The organism is Brevibacillus sp. HB1.1, assembly GCF_013332445.1.
Classification (GTDB): domain Bacteria; phylum Bacillota; class Bacilli; order Brevibacillales; family Brevibacillaceae; genus Brevibacillus; species Brevibacillus porteri.
Genome location: NZ_JABMIV010000002.1, coordinates 720,710 through 737,005 on the forward strand (window position 1 = coordinate 720,710; position 16,296 = coordinate 737,005).

Genomic DNA, 16,296 nt, shown 5'->3' on the forward strand with positions numbered 1-16,296 from the left:
AAAAACGGCAAGATTATCTTCTCGAAAGACATCCGGTTACACAAAAAATCCCTTCTACTACTCGCAGAAGGGACACTTTCTTAAATGACGAATCGGCTCACATTTTGAGTTAACTCGTCCGCCATTTTTTTCAATTGTTCTACGTTTTCATTAATGCGTGCAATCGAATTCAATTGTTCATCCACTGTCTCTACTACACCTGAGATGGAATCACTAATTTCATCGGACATGGTGGCGAGACGCTGCATGGAGTTCGTCACAACCTGATTACCTGCGGCCATCTCTTCCGAGGTCGCCGTCATCGATTCGCTTTGCTCTGCGGCCGATTGAATCTCTGCCACGATATTTTGGAAAGCAGTACCCACAGACTCTACAGACTGCAAGCCTCCACTCACCATGGTAACGATCTCGTCCATATGCTTACTCATATCCATTGCCTCATCATTGATCGAATGGGCAATAGCAGCAATACGCTCAGAGAAGGAGCTGCTTTCCTCTGCGAGCTTGCGAACCTCGCTGGCTACAACCGAGAAGCCTCGTCCAGCATCTCCAGCACGGGCAGCTTCAATGGCTGCATTCAGCGCCAACAAATTCGTCTGCGATGCAATACTCGTAATCATTTCGACGATACTCGTAATTTCACGAGCACGATCACGAAGATTGTGCATTTGCCCAGCAGTACGTTCTACCTCACTAGTGGCACGTCTTACCGTATTGATTACGTTCCCCACTAATTCCATTCCGCCTTGCGCTCTCTCAAACGTACGGGTCGTAGCAACCGATGTTGATTCGGCAGCCACAGCCACCTGTTCAACGCCTTCCGATATTTCCGAGACGGTATTGGCCGTCGCTTGCACTTCATTTGTCTGCGTAGAAACGCGTTGGGCAATCGTTGAAATATTATCCGTAATGACGTTAATGGCTCCTTTGTTCTCTTGCGCAAATAGAGTCAGCTCATCTGTCGCTACGTTCAGTTGTGTAGCTTGTCCCTGTACAAGGGCAATCAGCTTGCGAAGTTCAGCCGCCATCTCATTCATTTTGCGCCCAACCATAGCCAGCTCGTCATTGCCGTTTACTTTTACGTTGATATTAAAATGTCCGGCGCCGATTTGATCCATATCTCTGGCTATCGCGAACAAGGAAAGTCGAATCCGCTTCGCAAACCACCAGATCGCCCAAACCGAGAGTCCGATGATCGGCAAGCTGAAGAGCACGAAGTATAGCCACATTCCGTCCACCTCGCCATACACCTCGTCGGTTCCCGTGGACAAAACTACATTCCATTTCAACAACGGTATTGGTGCAAAAGCTGCAAATGAATCAATACCATGATCCGAGTACAATAAGCTATTGCTTGTCTCATACTGCATCAGGGCAAGCATCTCTTCATAATCTTTGTCACCAGCTAGCACGAGCTTGTTGTTGTTATTCGGATTTTGATGAGCTACAACCAAACCATCTTGTCGAACGACAAATGCGTAGCCATTCTCCATGAAAGAGATCTCAGGAATTTTTTGAATCATTTGGTCAATCGTAAACCCAACAACGAACAATCGGCTCGTATCATCTGTCTTTTCCCCTATGGGTGTCGCAATATAAAGAAAACTCTTGTTGCTGCCTTCAACGATTTCTTCATCAGAAATGACCAAGGATTTCGTAGTTAGTGCTCTTTGGAAGTATTGCTTTTGCTTGAAGTCAATCTCATTGGTCCCGGTCAAGGAATACAGGGATTTCCCGGTAGCCGTGTCGATCAAATAGATTCGGGATACTTCTTTATGTGCCTGGCGCAATAGAGTAAACTGCTCCATGATAAGCGGCTGTAGCTCTGTCATCATCACACGTTTGGTTGCCGCCGATTTCGTGGAGTTCACAATTGCTTTTATGTCATCTTCTATGCTATTTGCATGCTGGTCAGCCAGCATTTTCGCCTGGTTAGAGGTAATGCTGAACAGCGTTGATTTCGAGAAGGAAAGAGCTATGTATTGCAAAGAACCGATAATAATAAGTACAAGAATTAGGCCAAACACAATCATCTTTGTAGCAAGAGAGCCTTTTAGCTTTTCCGTTGCTACTTGGCTAGTCAAATTTACTTTTTTTAAGAGATTCGAAATTCCCTCCTTCTTGTTCCATCGTGGCGACAAAAATTTACTCATGCTACTTGCCCCCTTTATCGCTACTACAATTTTCCAGTGCAAGAACTCCGAAAAAATACCCCTGAAAAAACTGCCTCTGGGTACAATACCCATTTTTTTCAGAGGTAAAACCTCCCTTATGAAGGGAAACGAGTTCCGGGCTGCACGAGTAGCCTCGGAACTCGTTATTTGTAGTTGATTTAGTTATACAAATGACAAGCTGCGAAATGTCCTGGCTCTACTTCTTTCCATACAGGTGCGGATGCAGCGCATTCCGGCATTGCTTTCGGGCAACGGGTACGGAAGTGGCAACCGCTTGGTGGGTTCATTGGGCTAGGTACATCGCCTTGCAATACAATGCGCTCACGGTTACGCTCAACTTCTGGGTCTGGAATCGGAATCGCAGACAACAGCGCTTGCGTATACGGGTGGAGCGGCTTTTCATACAAAGCATCGCTTTCTGCCAGCTCAACCATTTTACCCAGGTACATAACCGCTACACGGTCGGAAATGTATTTTACCATGGACAAGTCATGGGCAATGAACATGTAGGTCAAGCCCATTTTTTCTTGCAGCTGTTCGAGCAAGTTTACAACCTGTGCTTGTACGGATACGTCCAAAGCAGAGATTGGCTCGTCACAAACGATGAATTTTGGCTCTACTGCCAATGCACGGGCAATTCCGATACGTTGGCGCTGTCCGCCTGAAAACTCGTGTGGGAAGCGGTTCATATGCTCAGGATTCAAGCTCACCAAGGAAAGGAGCTCCTGGATGCGTTCTTTGCGCTTTTGACCAGTCGCCAGGCCATGAATATCCAGCGCCTCGCCAATGATATCCCCAACTGTCATACGCGGATTCAAGGATGCGTAAGGGTCTTGGAAAATCATTTGCATGTTGCGGCGCATCGCCTTCATTTCCTGCTGGTTCAAATTCATGATGCTCTTACCTTCAAACAGGACGTCCCCTTCAGTCGCATCATACAGTCTCAAGATGGTACGACCGGCAGTGGACTTTCCACAGCCTGACTCTCCTACTACGCCCAATGTTTCTCCACGTTTGATCTCAAACGAGATATCATTCACAGCTTTCAGAGTATTATCGCCAATAGAAAAGAACTTTTTTAGATTACGTACTTCAATTAAATTTTCACGTTTATCCACTGATATCCCTCCTTCTACGTTCATGCACGGTTCTGAGCAAGCGGATGCTGAAGCCAACAAGCTGCTCGCTGAGTCGTGCTGACGTCGTTCAGCTCAGGATCGATCTCTTGGCACACACGCATCGCTGATTCGCAACGCGCAGTGAATCCACAGCCAACTGGCGGACGCAGAAGGTCTGGCGGCGTACCAAAAATCGGTGTCAGTGGCTCGTCACGGTTCAAGTCAAGACGTGGTACCGAGCGAAGCAAGCCTTTGGTGTAAGGATGTTGCGGATTGTAGAAAATATCGTCAACTGTTCCTGTCTCGATCACTTTTCCTGCGTACATAACGATGACGCGTTCACACATCTCAGCAACAACACCAAGGTCATGCGTGATCAAGATAATGGAAGTGCCTGTTTTCTTTTGCAATTCTTTCATCAGGTCCAAAATTTGCGCCTGAATCGTTACGTCCAAAGCTGTCGTCGGTTCATCCGCGATCAACAGCTTCGGCGAACAGGCGAGAGCGATCGCGATCATCGCACGTTGACGCATACCGCCAGAGAACTCGTGTGGATATTGCTCCACACGTTTCTCAGGTTGCGGAATACCAACCATGGTCAACAGCTCAATGGCACGATCACGTGCTGCAGCTTTCGACATGTTTTGGTGCTTGATCAAGCCCTCGGTAATTTGGCTACCGATGGTCATGGTTGGGTTCAAGGAAGTCATTGGATCTTGGAAGATCATCCCGATATCTTTACCGCGGATCGATTCCATTTCTTTTTTCGACTTCTTGACGATATCCTCGCCATTGAAGAGAATTTGCCCTTGTTTAATTTCACCTGGAGGCATCGGAATCAGCTTCATGAGGGTTTGAGCGGTTACGGATTTACCGCAACCGGACTCCCCTACAATCGCTACAGCCTCTCCGCGGTTGACGTGAAAATTCACACCGCGGACTGCTTTTACTTCACCTGCATACGTATGGAAGGATACATGCAGGTCTTTTACATCAAGAATGCGTTCCATTACGACGATCCCTCCTATTTACGCAGGCGTGGGTCTACTGCATCGCGCAGACCGTCACCGAACAAGTTAAATGCCAAGATGGTCATGGAAATAAAGATTGCCGGGAATGTCAAACGCCATGGATAGTACTTCATGGCCGGCAAGCCCTCATTGGACATCGTTCCCCACGATGCAATTGGTGCCGAAACCCCTAACCCGATAAAGGACAAGAAAGATTCTGCGAAAATCGCGGAAGGTACAGTCAAGCTCAATGTAACGATAATTGGACCCAAAGCATTAGGAATCAAGTGTTTGAAGATCAGACGGTTGGCGTCAGCTCCAAGGGAGCGTGCTGCCAGTACAAACTCTTGGTTTTTCAATTGAAGGATCTGACCACGCACAATCCGGGCCATACCGATCCATCCCGTTATCGTCAAGGCAAGAATAATCGTTCCAACACCAGGCTCTAATACAACCATCAACAAAATAACAACCAGCAGGTAAGGAATTGCAAACAAGATATCTGCGAAACGCATCATCAATTCATCTACTCTTCCACCATAGAAACCTGCGAGACCACCCCAGATCACACCAATGATCAAGTCAATGAACGCTGCGGCAAGACCTACTTGCAGAGAGATACGTGCACCGTACCAAATACGCTCAAATACGTCACGACCTAGGTCATCTGTGCCAAACCAGTGTTCAGCAGACGGCTTTTTGTTCTTGCCAGCCAGATCCGTCGTAAAATAATCTTGTGGAGTTAGCCATGGGACCACAATGGCACATACGATCAACGCAGCAATGAAGATCATAGAAATCATTGCGACTTTATTCATTCTCAAACGACGCCAAACGTCAGACCAGAAAGAGAGACTTGGGCGCTTGATTGCTTCCGCTTGACGAAGGTCAACGGAAATTGGCTCGAAATGTTCTTTAGTCAAGTTTTGCACGTGTCATTACTCCTTTCCTGCGTCCGAAAGTTTGATCCGTGGGTCTACCAAGGTGTATGCGATGTCAACAATCAGAATCATCACAACAAGGATCATGGAGTAGAACACGGTCGTACCCATGATTACCGTATAGTCGCGGTTTGTAATGGACAAAACGAATTCGCGACCAAGACCAGGAACACCGAAAATACGTTCAATAACGAATGCACCTGTCAAAATACCGGCAATCAGTGGACCCAGGTAAGTAACAACTGGCAAGAGCGCATTACGGATTGCGTGTTTTACTGTAATGGTAAAAGTGTGCAGCCCTTTTGCTTTTGCTGTTTTGATGTAATCTTGACCCATAACTTCAATCATATTGGAACGCGTCAAACGCGCGATAAATGCCATCGGTGATGCGGCGAGTGCCAATGATGGAAGGATGGTGTATTCGAATCCTTCCCATTTCGCGATTGGAAACCAGCCCAAATTAATAGCGAAAATGTATTGGTAAAAGGACGCCAAAATAAAGCTTGGTACCGATAATCCCAAAACGGCGATGACCATCGCGGAATAGTCTTGCCATTTATTATGGTTTAGCGCTGCGATAACCCCTAGCGTAATCCCACCAAAGATAGCGAGCAATAAAGCTTGTGCACCCAAGTGAGCAGAAACTGGGAAACCACGATTAATCATGTCATTAACAGTTGAAGATTTCTCCGTAAACGATGGACCGAGCTCCCACGTTACTACACCCTTCAAATATTCAAAGTATTGTTCGTGCAACGGCAGGTTCAGCTTGTACTTTGCCTCTAGTGCTGCCTTAATTTCCGGCGGGACCTGCTTCTCGGATGTAAATGGACCACCTGGTACTGCTTTCATGATGAAGAAGGTGGCCGTTACAATTAAGAAGAGCGAGATGAGCATAAAAATGATGCGCTTACCGAGATAACGGATCAACTAACTTACCCCCTTGTAGATTTTTGATTGCTTTCACGTCCCATGTTTACACTGCGGAACGCTGCCGACACAGTGTAAAAATCGGCTGTGTAAATAACCCTTAGATCTCTTGCAGTAAAGCTTCTCTCTCTATTTTCTCTTTGCTGGCAATCATGCCAGCTGGTATTTATGGGAAGGGCTTGCATAGCAGAGGGTATATGAGCAACCATATAACCTCTGCTGCAAATCCCGTTTCCTTCGTTATGAAATTACTCGATGTATGCGCCTTTCCAATCCACGTCACCCAGGCCAGTTTGGTGAACGCCTTTCACTTCTGGCTTCTGTACCCAAGATTGCGTGTAGAAGTAAATTGGCATGATTGGCATTTCATCCATCAGGATTTGTTCTGCATCTGCCAAAATTTTCTTACGTTTCTCGAGGTCTGATTCCTGAGCGGATTGGTTCAACAACTCTTTATATTTTGCATTTTCCCAACGCGTATCGTTGTTTCCACCCATTTTATCTTTGTAAAGCTCCAGGAAGTTGATTGGGTCATTGAAGTCACCCAGCCAGCCCATCCGTCCAATCTGGAAATTACCCTCATGCATATCTTCCAGGTAAACTTTCCATTCTTTGTTCTCGAGTTTCACATCTACACCGAGATTTTTCTTCCATTGGTCTTGGATGGCCTCAGCAATCTTCTTGTGAGCCTCAGATGTGTTGTAGGACAACGTAATCGCTGGCAACTTGCTCATGCCAACCTCTTTCAGTCCCTCTTCCAAAAGCTTTTTCGCGTTTTCTAAATCTTTGTCTTTGAAGTAGCCGTTTGGATTCAGCACCATGGATGGAGGTACAGCGCCTGTTGCCGGGATTTGACCCGTTTGGAGAATGTTGTCGATCAAGGCTCGGCGATCGATCGAGTAGGCAAATGCTTTTCTCACTTTAATGTTATTAAATGGCGGCTTTTCGGTATTGAACTTGTACCAGTACGTACCAGCGATTGGATTTGTTTGAATCTTGCCTTGATCTTTCAATGCTGGAATCGCATCTGTTGGCAAAGCACTCATTGGTGCGCCAGCCCAGTCGATTTCGCCATTTTCGAACATGGAGAGCTCTGTATTTTCGTCTTCTACCATGGAGAATTCGATTTTTTCGAGCTTTACATTGTCTTTATCCCAGTAATTTTGGTTCTTCACGAGCACCATCTTGCTCTTGTGCTCCCAAGATTCGATTTTGAAAGGTCCGTTACCGACGTGCGAACTTGCTTCGCCTGCCCACTTCGGATTTGCATCAATTACTTTTTTGTTAACTGGGAAGTAGGTACGGAATGCGAGCAATTCCAGGAAGTATGGAGTTGGATTCTCCAGCTTAACTTCCAGCGTCTTATCGTCAAGTGCCTTCACACCTACTTCATCAAGCTTTGCTTCGCCCTTATTTGCTTTTTCACCATTTTTCACGTAGTACAGCTGATATGCGTAGTTGGAAGCTGTTTTTGGATCGAGAGCACGCTTCCAAGCATATTCAAAGTCATGTGCTGTTACAGGATCACCATTGCTCCATTTCGCTTCTCTGATTTTAAATGTGTAAGTGAGCTTATCATCAGAGACTTTGTAGCTCTCAGCGGCAGCTTCATGTGGCTTATCGTCGGTACCAATGCGGGTCAAGCCGTCAAAGGTTGCCAAGATAATCGCGCCTGAAGTCGTGTCCTCTGCGAGTCCTGGATCAGTTGTAGGTGGCTCGGAGTGCAGGTTCATCTTTAGAACTTGTGGCTTCTTCTCAGCAGCTGGTGTTGCAGGCTGTGAAGGTGCTGGCGTTGCAGGTGTTCCTCCTGCCGGTGGAGCGGCAGCTGGTTGACCTCCTCCGCACCCTGCCAGGGCGGTTCCTAATACAGCAATCGAGCTCACAAGTGCAAACATATTCTTTTTCAACGCAATAACCCCCAGTACGTTTTTCTTTTTTGTCTTTTTTCTGAAAATAAAGGACGAAAAAAAAACGAAAACTACGCGAAGCTGCTTGACTTCGGCTGGAAGGCATCAACCCCTTTCATTGCAGGGTCACCTCGTCGTCTTGAACGAAAGAGAAGGTGTCTTTGTACTGCTTCAGTTCCAGTGAAACGTCCGCAGCTGCAATTCCTTCAATTTGAGAGAGTCGTTCATTGACAAAGGTGATCAGCTCATCATTACTATGGAAACACGCTTGGATAATCAAGTCGTGCTTACCGCTATAAGCGCCTACAAAGCGTACTGCAGAAAATTTGCTCAATTTTTCTGCCACTTCTTTCTGCAAACCTAGCTTTGTGGTTAACCCGATGATAGCCTGCACATGTAATCCTAATTTCTCTGGATCGGGTTGTATTACGAATTGGAAGACTCCGTCTTGCAAAAGACGAGTGATGCGCGATCGAATCGTTCCTTCGCTCACGCCTAGTTGATGGGCGATTTCTGTATATGGGATACGCCCATCTTCATGGAGGATTTGCAGAATCTGTCTATCGACATGGTCCAGCTTTTTCATAAATACGATTTTCTGGGAACCTCCATCATTTTTTTACGAATTTCGCAATAATCTTTTACAAACAGTCTAATACAATAAAAGTAATCGGAAATGATAGCGGTGTCAACGAAATTTGACAAGTAGAATTATAAAACTTTATAAAGTCAATCCGAACAGTAAAATATATTTTATACAATAAAAAACGACTTATATCTTACTATTGAATATGAAAAACTAGATTTAATCAACAATATTTTTTCGAGAAACTGTATTTTTACTCATAAAACAAGGCGTGCTCATGTGCTGTGCACGCCTTGTTTTATTTGATTGATCAACTAATATTCAGACTTTCTATGCTTCGATAATTTTATAAATCAACGGTTGTTCTCCGTCGATTGCCGTCGAAATTTGGAAGGCACCTTCCATTTCTTTCAACGCATTTTGCAAAAGATGGTCTTCGTTGGCATAGATGGTGACCAAAACTTCGCCTGCCTTCACCTGATCCCCGCGTTTTTTGTGCAGAACAAGACCTACTGCCAAGTCAATCGGCATTTCTTTTGTTAATCTGCCAGCACCCAAGACAACAGAAGCATGACCGATCGCTTCTGCATCAATCGCGCTCACAAAGCCGTCCTGTTCGGCTGTAACGGTATGAATGATCTTTGCTTGCGACAAACGAGACAAATCATAGACGTCCTGTTTATTGCCGCCTTGAGCCTCTACCATTTCCGCCAGTTTATCTACTGCTTTTCCGGAAGCCATCAGGTCTTCGAGCTTTTTACGTCCTTCTTCCACATCAGTAACAAGCCCACCCATAACAAGCATGCGGGAACCAATAGCCAATACCAGCTCGGTCAAATCGCGCGGACCTTTACCTGCTAGTGTCTCCACTGCTTCTTTCACTTCCAGTGCATTGCCCACAGCAAAGCCAAGCGGCTGGTTCATATCGCTGATGACCGCCACCGTTTTACGTCCTACTTGGCTGCCGATTGCAACCATCGCATTTGCTAATGTTTCTGCCTCTTCAATGCTTTTCATGAAAGCGCCCTTCCCTACTTTTACGTCAAGCAGGATGGCATCTGCCCCAGCGGCAATCTTCTTGGACATAATGGAGCTTGCAATCAACGGCACAGCTTCTACAGTAGCTGTCACGTCACGCAGCGCATACAGCTTCTTATCTGCAGGTGTCAGGTTGCCAGACTGCCCGATTACGGACACGCCAATATCACGCACCTGCTGCAAAAATTGCTCGCGTGTGCGTTCTACTTCGAAACCTGCGAAGGACTCCAGCTTGTCAATGGTGCCTCCTGAGTAACCAAGACCTCTTCCAGACATTTTTGCCACAGGAATACCTGCTGCCGCAACCAATGGTGCAACAACAAGAGTAGTCTTGTCGCCTACCCCACCTGTACTGTGCTTGTCTACCTTAATTCCTTGCAGAGAAGACAGGTCAAGCTGTTCGCCTGACCCTGCCATTGCCAAGGTTAGATCTCCTGTCTCTCTCGCTGTCATGCCACGGAAAAAGACTGCCATTGCCCATGCGGACATTTGGTAGTCAGGAATACTTCCATCTGTATAGCCTGTCACCAGAAATTGAATCTCTTCTGTTGTCAGTTCTCCGCCATCACGTTTTTTGGCGATCATATCGACCATACGCATTGTTAATCCCTCCGAATCCGTTACTTACATTTTGGCTACGATACCGTTCACCAGAGCCAGGAATTGCGATTTTACCTTTTCTGTTGTTTCCATTACTTCATCATGGGACAGAGGTTGTTCCAAAATACCTGCTGCCATGTTGCTAATGCACGAAATACCGAGCACCTTCACACCCATGTGTCGTGCCACGATTACTTCTGGTACAGTTGACATCCCTACAGCATCTCCACCCAACAGGCGAAGCATACGGATTTCTGCAGGAGTTTCATAGGTAGGACCTAGCAGACCTGCGTATACACCTTCACGGAGCTGGATTCCCTGCTCGGAAGCAACTTCATGAGCCAGTTTGCGGAGCTGTTTGGAATAAGCTTCAGACATATCTGGGAAACGTGCTCCCAATTGTTCATCGTTTGCACCGATCAATGGATTGCGGAACGTCATGTTGATGTGATCGGAAATCAGCATGAGGTCGCCTGCATTGTAGCCTTCGTTGATTCCGCCAGCAGCATTGGTTACAATAATGGTTTCTACGCCGAGCAGCTTCATGACACGGATTGGGAAAACAACGGCATCCAGACCATGTCCCTCATAAAAGTGAAAACGACCTTGCATCGCAACGACTTGCTTGCCTTGCAGTTTGCCAATCACGAGTTGTCCTTTGTGGCCCACAACGGTGGACACAGTGAAGCCTGGAATTTCATGATAAGGAATGATCACCGGATTTTCGATTTCATCTGCCAAAACACCCAGCCCTGATCCGAGTACGAGACCAATGGTTGGTTTTTCTGTTAGTTTCGGTTCGATATATGCTACTGCATCATGGAAATTTGCCAATTCAACTCTCTCCTTTTTTGTGTTTCTTCTATTATATAAATGTTTATTTTTGCTTAACCTTTATAAATGATTGAGGAAGCTTTTCCCAATCACTGGAGCAGTTACTCCAAAATTGTCTGCGATGGTCGCACCCAAGTCCGCAAATGTCTCACGGATGCCCAAATGTGCCCCAGCTTGAATACCCTTATGATAGACAAGCAACGGAACGTATTCTCTCGTATGGTCGCTGCCATGATGTACAGGATCGTTTCCATGGTCTGCCGTGATTACCAGTAAATCATTTTCTTGTAGCGCTTCCAAAAGTTCTGGAATACGAGCATCGAACTCCATCAACGCTTGACCATACCCTTCTGGATCGCGGCGATGACCAAACTTCGCATCGAAGTCCACAAGGTTTACAAAAGAAAGACCTGTAAACGATTGTTTCATCGTGCCCAGAATTTGATCTACACCGTCCATGTTATCTTTGGTACGGATAGATTGGGTAACACCCTCTTCTGCGTAGATGTCGCCGATTTTGCCAATTGCAATAGAAGCAAGGCCAGCATCCTGCAAACGATTCATGACTGTCGGAGCAAATGGCTTCACAGAATAATCGTGGCGATTTGACGTACGGCTAAAATTGCCTGGCTGTCCAACAAATGGACGCGCAATAACACGAGTAACGGCGAATTCATCACGAAGCGTCAACTCACGAGCTACCTCGCAAATATGGTACAGCTCTTCAAGCGGAACAACCTCTTCGTGCGCTGCTACCTGGAATACACTGTCCGCAGACGTATAGACAATCACCGCACCCGTTTTCATATGCTCTTCGCCAAGCTCGTCGAGAATGTCTGTCCCTGAAGCAACTTTGTTCCCGAGCACCTTGCGACCAATACGTTGTTCAAATTCCGAGATCAGCTCTTGTGGAAATCCATCTGGATACGTGTTAAACGGAGTAGACACATGCAGACCCATGATCTCCCAATGACCAGTCGTCGTATCTTTCCCCATGGAGATTTCTTGCATTTTTCCATAATGGGCCATAGGGGTTGCTACTGGTGCAACGTTCTGGAGTGGTGCAATATTTCCCAAACCTAATTTTTGCAAGTTGGGCAATGAAAATCCTGCAACTCGTTCCGCAATATGACCTAAGGTGTTCGCTCCTGCATCATTGAACTTAGGCGCATCAGGTTGTTCGCCAATCCCTACGCTGTCCATGACGATCAAAAAAACTCGTGAATACTGCATCTTAACGCCTCCTGTTTACCAGTCATTCGAATTCTAAGATCAAGTCGTCAGACGTCTGACCTGATTCAGAAAATTTTTCTCCGCCCGACAATCAGGCGGAGTCGATCGGTTTTTCATACTCATGCTCGCGGATGCGTCTTGGCATAGATGTCCTTAATCCGCGTTCTGGTCACATGTGTGTAAATCTGGGTGGTTGAAATATCAGCATGCCCAAGCATCTCTTGAACAGAGCGCAAATCCGCTCCATTTTCCAGTAAGTGAGTGGCAAAAGAGTGGCGAAGTGTATGGGGTGTAATCTCTGCACGGATGTTAGATTTTTGGGCATATCGTTTAATAATTTTCCAAAAACCTTGCCGTGTAATTTGTTTGCCCAAGTGATTCAGAAATAATGCAGTATCGCCAGTTCCTTTTACCAGCTTGGGGCGCCCTGCCTGTAAATAGTGGCGAACCACTTGAATGGCAACCGAGCCTAACGGAATGATTCGCTCTTTTGATCCTTTTCCCATGCACTTGACAAAGCCCATATCCAGATTCACATCAGCACTATCCAGATTGACTAACTCCGAGACACGAATGCCTGTCGCATATAAAAGCTCAAGCATCGCCTTGTCCCGCAGCCCGGCAGGATGATTGACAGGAGGACTTTCCAAAAGACGTTCCACTTCCTCAACAGAGAGCACTTTCGGCAAGCGTTTCTCGATCTTCGGTGTTTCCAGATGAATGGATGGATCTTTATCTATGTACTTATCCCGAATGAGAAACTGATAAAACGCTCGTATCGATGCCATATTGCGAGAAAGCGTTGCTGTAGCACGTCCTTTTTCCCGTAAAACAAGTAAGTAACCAATGATGTGCGTCCGAGTAGAATCCTCTATTCGAGCAACACCTTGCTCCTGTAAGTACGAGGTAAAGGCCACCATATCCCGTTGATAGGATTCCAGGGTATTTCTCGATAACCCTTTCTCCACAGTCAGGAAATGAATAAACTGATCAATCAGACTGTCCATGAAGCTGTCCCCTTCAGCTGATAAGTATCTTGTATTGCTTTCCACAAAGAAGAAGAAACTCCTGCTTCTCCAAATAAAAAACTCATACTTGCATTACTCTCCCGTTAAAAAAAAGAGCTGTAGTCGTGCGACATAACCGTCAAAATCCTGTGCCTGAGAGGTATTGATGACTTTTACTACCTTCACAGCATTCCCATGTGGTTCATGATAAGGGTTTGCCGGGAGAAATTTGTCCGCCAGCAAGGTAATGATGCCGTAGGAGAGCAAGGTGCAGGTAATGAAAAGAAGCAAGAAGCGAAGACCCTCCATCAAGCGGCGATAAGAGACCTTCATCCGTGAGCCTCCTTACAGACTTTCTTTCATTTATATGCACTTGTCCCCTGCTCCATTCGAATCGATCCTCTCTTAGGATTCCACAGGAATAGGTCTGCCATTACAAAAGCTCCCAATGAAAAAAGAAAAACTTCTCCGTTCCCAGAGAAGTCGACTTTATTTGAAGTCCTCCACGTTCACTTTATCTACGCAACGATTGCAGATCCCGTAGAAGGTCAATCGGTGGTCGGTAATATAAAAGTTGTAAACATTCTTGACTTTCTCTTCTGCTGTGACAAGCAGATCTTCAAAAATTTCATCCACCGTACCACAATTGAGGCAAATGAGGTGATGATGGTGATAGGCAGCATTATCATCACGAAGATCGTAACGAGCTACGCCATCGCCAAAATTCATTTTATGGAGGATCTTCAGTTCGCTCAACAGCTCTAATGTCCTGTATACGGTAGCAAGCCCGATTTCCGGCGCTTTATCCTTCACCAACAAGTAAACATCTTCCGCGCTCAAGTGATCTTCTTCATTCTCCAACAACACGCGAACAGTGGCTTCACGCTGTGGTGTCAGCTTGTAGTTTTGTGAATGCAACTGCTGCTTAATTTTCTCTAATTTTTCTTCCAACATTAATGCCCCTCCCCGCTCGCATGAAACCTGTTCCTATTATAGTAGAGGGGCATCGAATAAGTCAAATGCATAAGTTCTTACCTGAGAATTATTCTTAATTAAGTACGAGCTGCATCAACCGAGGGGAAATGAAGGTTTCAAACAAGGCTGCAATCGTCAATACCGCCAGCATGCTAAGTACAAGAACCGTATAGCCCATGAAATGCGGCATGATGACATCCCTTTTGCTTAGCACTCTCGTTCGTATGAGTCGAAGAGAAAACGAAATTCCGCTGACGCCTACAATAAAAAGGGCAGGGACGACTAATAAATTTTGTGGGAGAACACCCACCATGGCAAATGTTACGCCTTGCCATTGGAGTTGACTCACCAAAAAACCGACGGTGAAACCAACCACGACTCCTTTTAAGAAGAGCATCAACAAAATCATAGGCAACCCAATAATGGATAACCCTAGCACCCACATGATCGCTATGGTTTTGGCATAATGACCAAACGCCTGCTGAAAATGGGCACTGGTCTCAGGGATTCCATCACTGCCAAGACTGTTGAAAAAATATTGTAGAAAACCGTACAGCTCCTGCTTCTGTGACAATGGCAGTGAATTGACGAGGACGGCTCCGAAAATAATACCCATCGTAAACAGGACGATCGTGAACCAGTAGAGTGACTGATGTTCTCTCGCATAGGATTGGATAGTTTGTCCGACTCGTGAACGCACGCTTCGTCGCCTCCCGCTTGGCTGATTACTGTACAGCTTATGCGGACGAGTTCTCCCCTATGACAACCTACATCGGGACGATCTTTCCGTAGGTACCGGCGCCGCCTTTTTGAACAGAGAGCTTTCCCTCTCGTGCGTGTACGATAAGCGATGCGATTTTCTCTCCGACAACAGAGGTGAGCTCTTCTTCGTTTACGCGATGCAATACGTTCATCTGTGTACCAAACGACCGATACAGCTTGTCCAACAATTTCGGACCGATTCCCGGAATGAATTCCAACGGGATTTGCTCGATATAAGGAGGACGGAACGCCGGATGCTGGCCGACCTCTACATCCGCCAGCTGATCAATGCGCGCTGCAACCCCTCGCACAATTCGTTGGAAGCCGCATTCCGGACATTTGCCTGAGGCATCCGCCGCTAGTAAAGACTGGCACCCTTGGCACGCCGTCTGATGATACTTCCCAAGCTCGGGATGCAGACCGTAGTTCATATGAACCCCTCTGCCACCGATGCGCTTAATTGCTTTCACCCACTCTGCGAAGGAACGCTCTTGCATATATATCGCTTGATATTCCCGGCCTATCTTCGCCAGAGAATGCGCATCTGAGTTTGTGAGAAAGGTTTTGTCATGGAGCTCGGATATGCGGTCTGCCATGCTGGTATTCGCACTCAATCCCAGCTCAACCGCATAGATAAGCGACGGATCAAGCACTTCGGCCATCGAATCCGTACAGCTCCCATACAACCCTTTATGCGGCGTAAAAATATGTGCCGGGATCAAGAGGCCCTGCAATTGATCGACACAGGCTTGTAGTTCCCTCAGTGATGTGTAGATACGCTGAGAACTTAAATGCACATTTTTGCAGCGTTCAGACAGCCACGCGGTAAATTGCTTCATTTCTTGCAGTTTCGGCAGATAAACGAGAAAATGAGCTGCACCACGCCCTGGCTCCTTGATTTCTACTTCGCACCCCAAGAGTAGCAGTGTATCTTTGTAGGAAATTCCTCCATCCACCTGTTCAGTGGCTAATCCCATTTCCAACAGATCTACCAGCTCATCCTGAACCTCCGGCGAATGTGCATCGATAATCCCGATGACATCCATCCCTTTTTTATCTGAGGCTTCCTCCAAAATTTTCGTGAGTGTCATTTGGCGAGAAGCCGTTATTTTCACAGGTTTACCGGTCCACGTACCACCGATGTGAATATGCATGTCGCAAAAATACGAAGAAAGCATAGT

At 46.3% G+C, this 16,296-nt stretch carries 15 protein-coding genes; all 15 read right to left on the reverse strand.

All coding sequences use genetic code 11. The features are described 5' to 3' along the window. Nucleotides 1–80: 80 nt before the first annotated feature. The 15 genes from HPY27_RS08300 to HPY27_RS08370 all read right to left on the reverse strand — a co-directional run bounded on the left by HPY27_RS08300 (nt 81) and on the right by HPY27_RS08370 (nt 16,293). On the reverse strand, nt 81–2,153 hold the full coding sequence (locus HPY27_RS08300) for a methyl-accepting chemotaxis protein (protein WP_173621582.1): 2,073 nt from the start codon (nt 2,151–2,153) through the stop codon (nt 81–83). 179 nt (nt 2,154–2,332) lie between these two features. Then, on the reverse strand, nt 2,333–3,292 hold the full coding sequence (locus HPY27_RS08305; protein WP_026043036.1) for an ABC transporter ATP-binding protein: 960 nt from the start codon (nt 3,290–3,292) through the stop codon (nt 2,333–2,335). A gap of 20 nt (nt 3,293–3,312) precedes the next feature. Beyond that, a complete protein-coding gene (locus HPY27_RS08310; RefSeq protein WP_026043035.1) occupies nt 3,313–4,302 on the reverse strand; it encodes an ABC transporter ATP-binding protein in 990 nt (329 codons plus the stop codon). 14 nt (nt 4,303–4,316) lie between these two features. Next, the gene (locus tag HPY27_RS08315) at nt 4,317–5,234 is read right to left on the reverse strand and encodes an ABC transporter permease (RefSeq protein WP_017248051.1); all 918 of its coding nucleotides are present in this window, start codon (nt 5,232–5,234) and stop codon (nt 4,317–4,319) included. A 6-nt stretch (nt 5,235–5,240) separates the two neighbouring features. Next, on the reverse strand, nt 5,241–6,173 hold the full coding sequence (locus HPY27_RS08320; RefSeq protein WP_017248050.1) for an ABC transporter permease: 933 nt from the start codon (nt 6,171–6,173) through the stop codon (nt 5,241–5,243). 248 nt (nt 6,174–6,421) lie between these two features. Next, complete coding sequence (locus tag HPY27_RS08325; RefSeq protein ID WP_174224767.1) at nt 6,422–8,080, reverse strand: peptide ABC transporter substrate-binding protein; 1,659 nt, start codon at nt 8,078–8,080, stop codon at nt 6,422–6,424. 115 nt (nt 8,081–8,195) lie between these two features. Further along, complete coding sequence (locus tag HPY27_RS08330; protein ID WP_012686077.1) at nt 8,196–8,666, reverse strand: Lrp/AsnC family transcriptional regulator; 471 nt, start codon at nt 8,664–8,666, stop codon at nt 8,196–8,198. A 330-nt stretch (nt 8,667–8,996) separates the two neighbouring features. Then, a complete protein-coding gene (locus tag HPY27_RS08335; protein ID WP_174224768.1) occupies nt 8,997–10,304 on the reverse strand; it encodes a pyrimidine-nucleoside phosphorylase in 1,308 nt (435 codons plus the stop codon). Nucleotides 10,305–10,328: 24 nt separating this feature from the next. Continuing rightward, nucleotides 10,329–11,138, reverse strand: a complete 810-nt coding sequence (locus HPY27_RS08340; protein WP_007720725.1) for a purine-nucleoside phosphorylase — start codon at nt 11,136–11,138, stop codon at nt 10,329–10,331. A 60-nt stretch (nt 11,139–11,198) separates the two neighbouring features. Then, the gene (gene deoB, locus HPY27_RS08345) at nt 11,199–12,371 is read right to left on the reverse strand and encodes a phosphopentomutase (protein WP_069844653.1); all 1,173 of its coding nucleotides are present in this window, start codon (nt 12,369–12,371) and stop codon (nt 11,199–11,201) included. A 119-nt stretch (nt 12,372–12,490) separates the two neighbouring features. Beyond that, entirely contained in the window at nt 12,491–13,378 is an 888-nt protein-coding gene (gene xerD / locus HPY27_RS08350; protein WP_017248046.1) for a site-specific tyrosine recombinase XerD, read from the reverse strand. A 93-nt stretch (nt 13,379–13,471) separates the two neighbouring features. Continuing rightward, complete coding sequence (locus HPY27_RS08355; RefSeq protein WP_007720735.1) at nt 13,472–13,711, reverse strand: YqzK family protein; 240 nt, start codon at nt 13,709–13,711, stop codon at nt 13,472–13,474. A gap of 156 nt (nt 13,712–13,867) precedes the next feature. Continuing rightward, nucleotides 13,868–14,332: a ferric iron uptake transcriptional regulator gene (gene fur / locus HPY27_RS08360; protein WP_007720739.1), complete on the reverse strand. Its 465-nt coding sequence runs from the start codon at nt 14,330–14,332 to the stop codon at nt 13,868–13,870. 94 nt (nt 14,333–14,426) lie between these two features. Continuing rightward, nucleotides 14,427–15,053 carry a stage II sporulation protein M gene (gene spoIIM, locus HPY27_RS08365; protein WP_016739960.1) on the reverse strand — a complete coding sequence of 209 codons (627 nt, stop codon included), beginning with the start codon at nt 15,051–15,053 and terminating at the stop codon, nt 14,427–14,429. A gap of 67 nt (nt 15,054–15,120) precedes the next feature. Beyond that, nucleotides 15,121–16,293, reverse strand: a complete 1,173-nt coding sequence (locus HPY27_RS08370) for an endonuclease Q family protein (RefSeq protein ID WP_174224892.1) — start codon at nt 16,291–16,293, stop codon at nt 15,121–15,123. Nucleotides 16,294–16,296: the final 3 nt, after the last annotated feature.

Coding starts and splice junctions, on each gene's coding strand:
- deoB (WP_069844653.1), bottom strand. CDS start 12,371: ATGCAGTATTCACGAGTTTTTTTGATCGTCATGGACAGCGTAGGGATT.
- HPY27_RS08300 (WP_173621582.1), bottom strand. CDS start 2,153: ATGAGTAAATTTTTGTCGCCACGATGGAACAAGAAGGAGGGAATTTCG.
- HPY27_RS08370 (WP_174224892.1), bottom strand. CDS start 16,293: ATGCTTTCTTCGTATTTTTGCGACATGCATATTCACATCGGTGGTACG.
- fur (WP_007720739.1), bottom strand. CDS start 14,332: ATGTTGGAAGAAAAATTAGAGAAAATTAAGCAGCAGTTGCATTCACAA.
- HPY27_RS08330 (WP_012686077.1), bottom strand. CDS start 8,666: ATGAAAAAGCTGGACCATGTCGATAGACAGATTCTGCAAATCCTCCAT.
- HPY27_RS08310 (WP_026043035.1), bottom strand. CDS start 4,302: ATGGAACGCATTCTTGATGTAAAAGACCTGCATGTATCCTTCCATACG.
- xerD (WP_017248046.1), bottom strand. CDS start 13,378: ATGGACAGTCTGATTGATCAGTTTATTCATTTCCTGACTGTGGAGAAA.
- HPY27_RS08355 (WP_007720735.1), bottom strand. CDS start 13,711: ATGAAGGTCTCTTATCGCCGCTTGATGGAGGGTCTTCGCTTCTTGCTT.
- HPY27_RS08335 (WP_174224768.1), bottom strand. CDS start 10,304: ATGCGTATGGTCGATATGATCGCCAAAAAACGTGATGGCGGAGAACTG.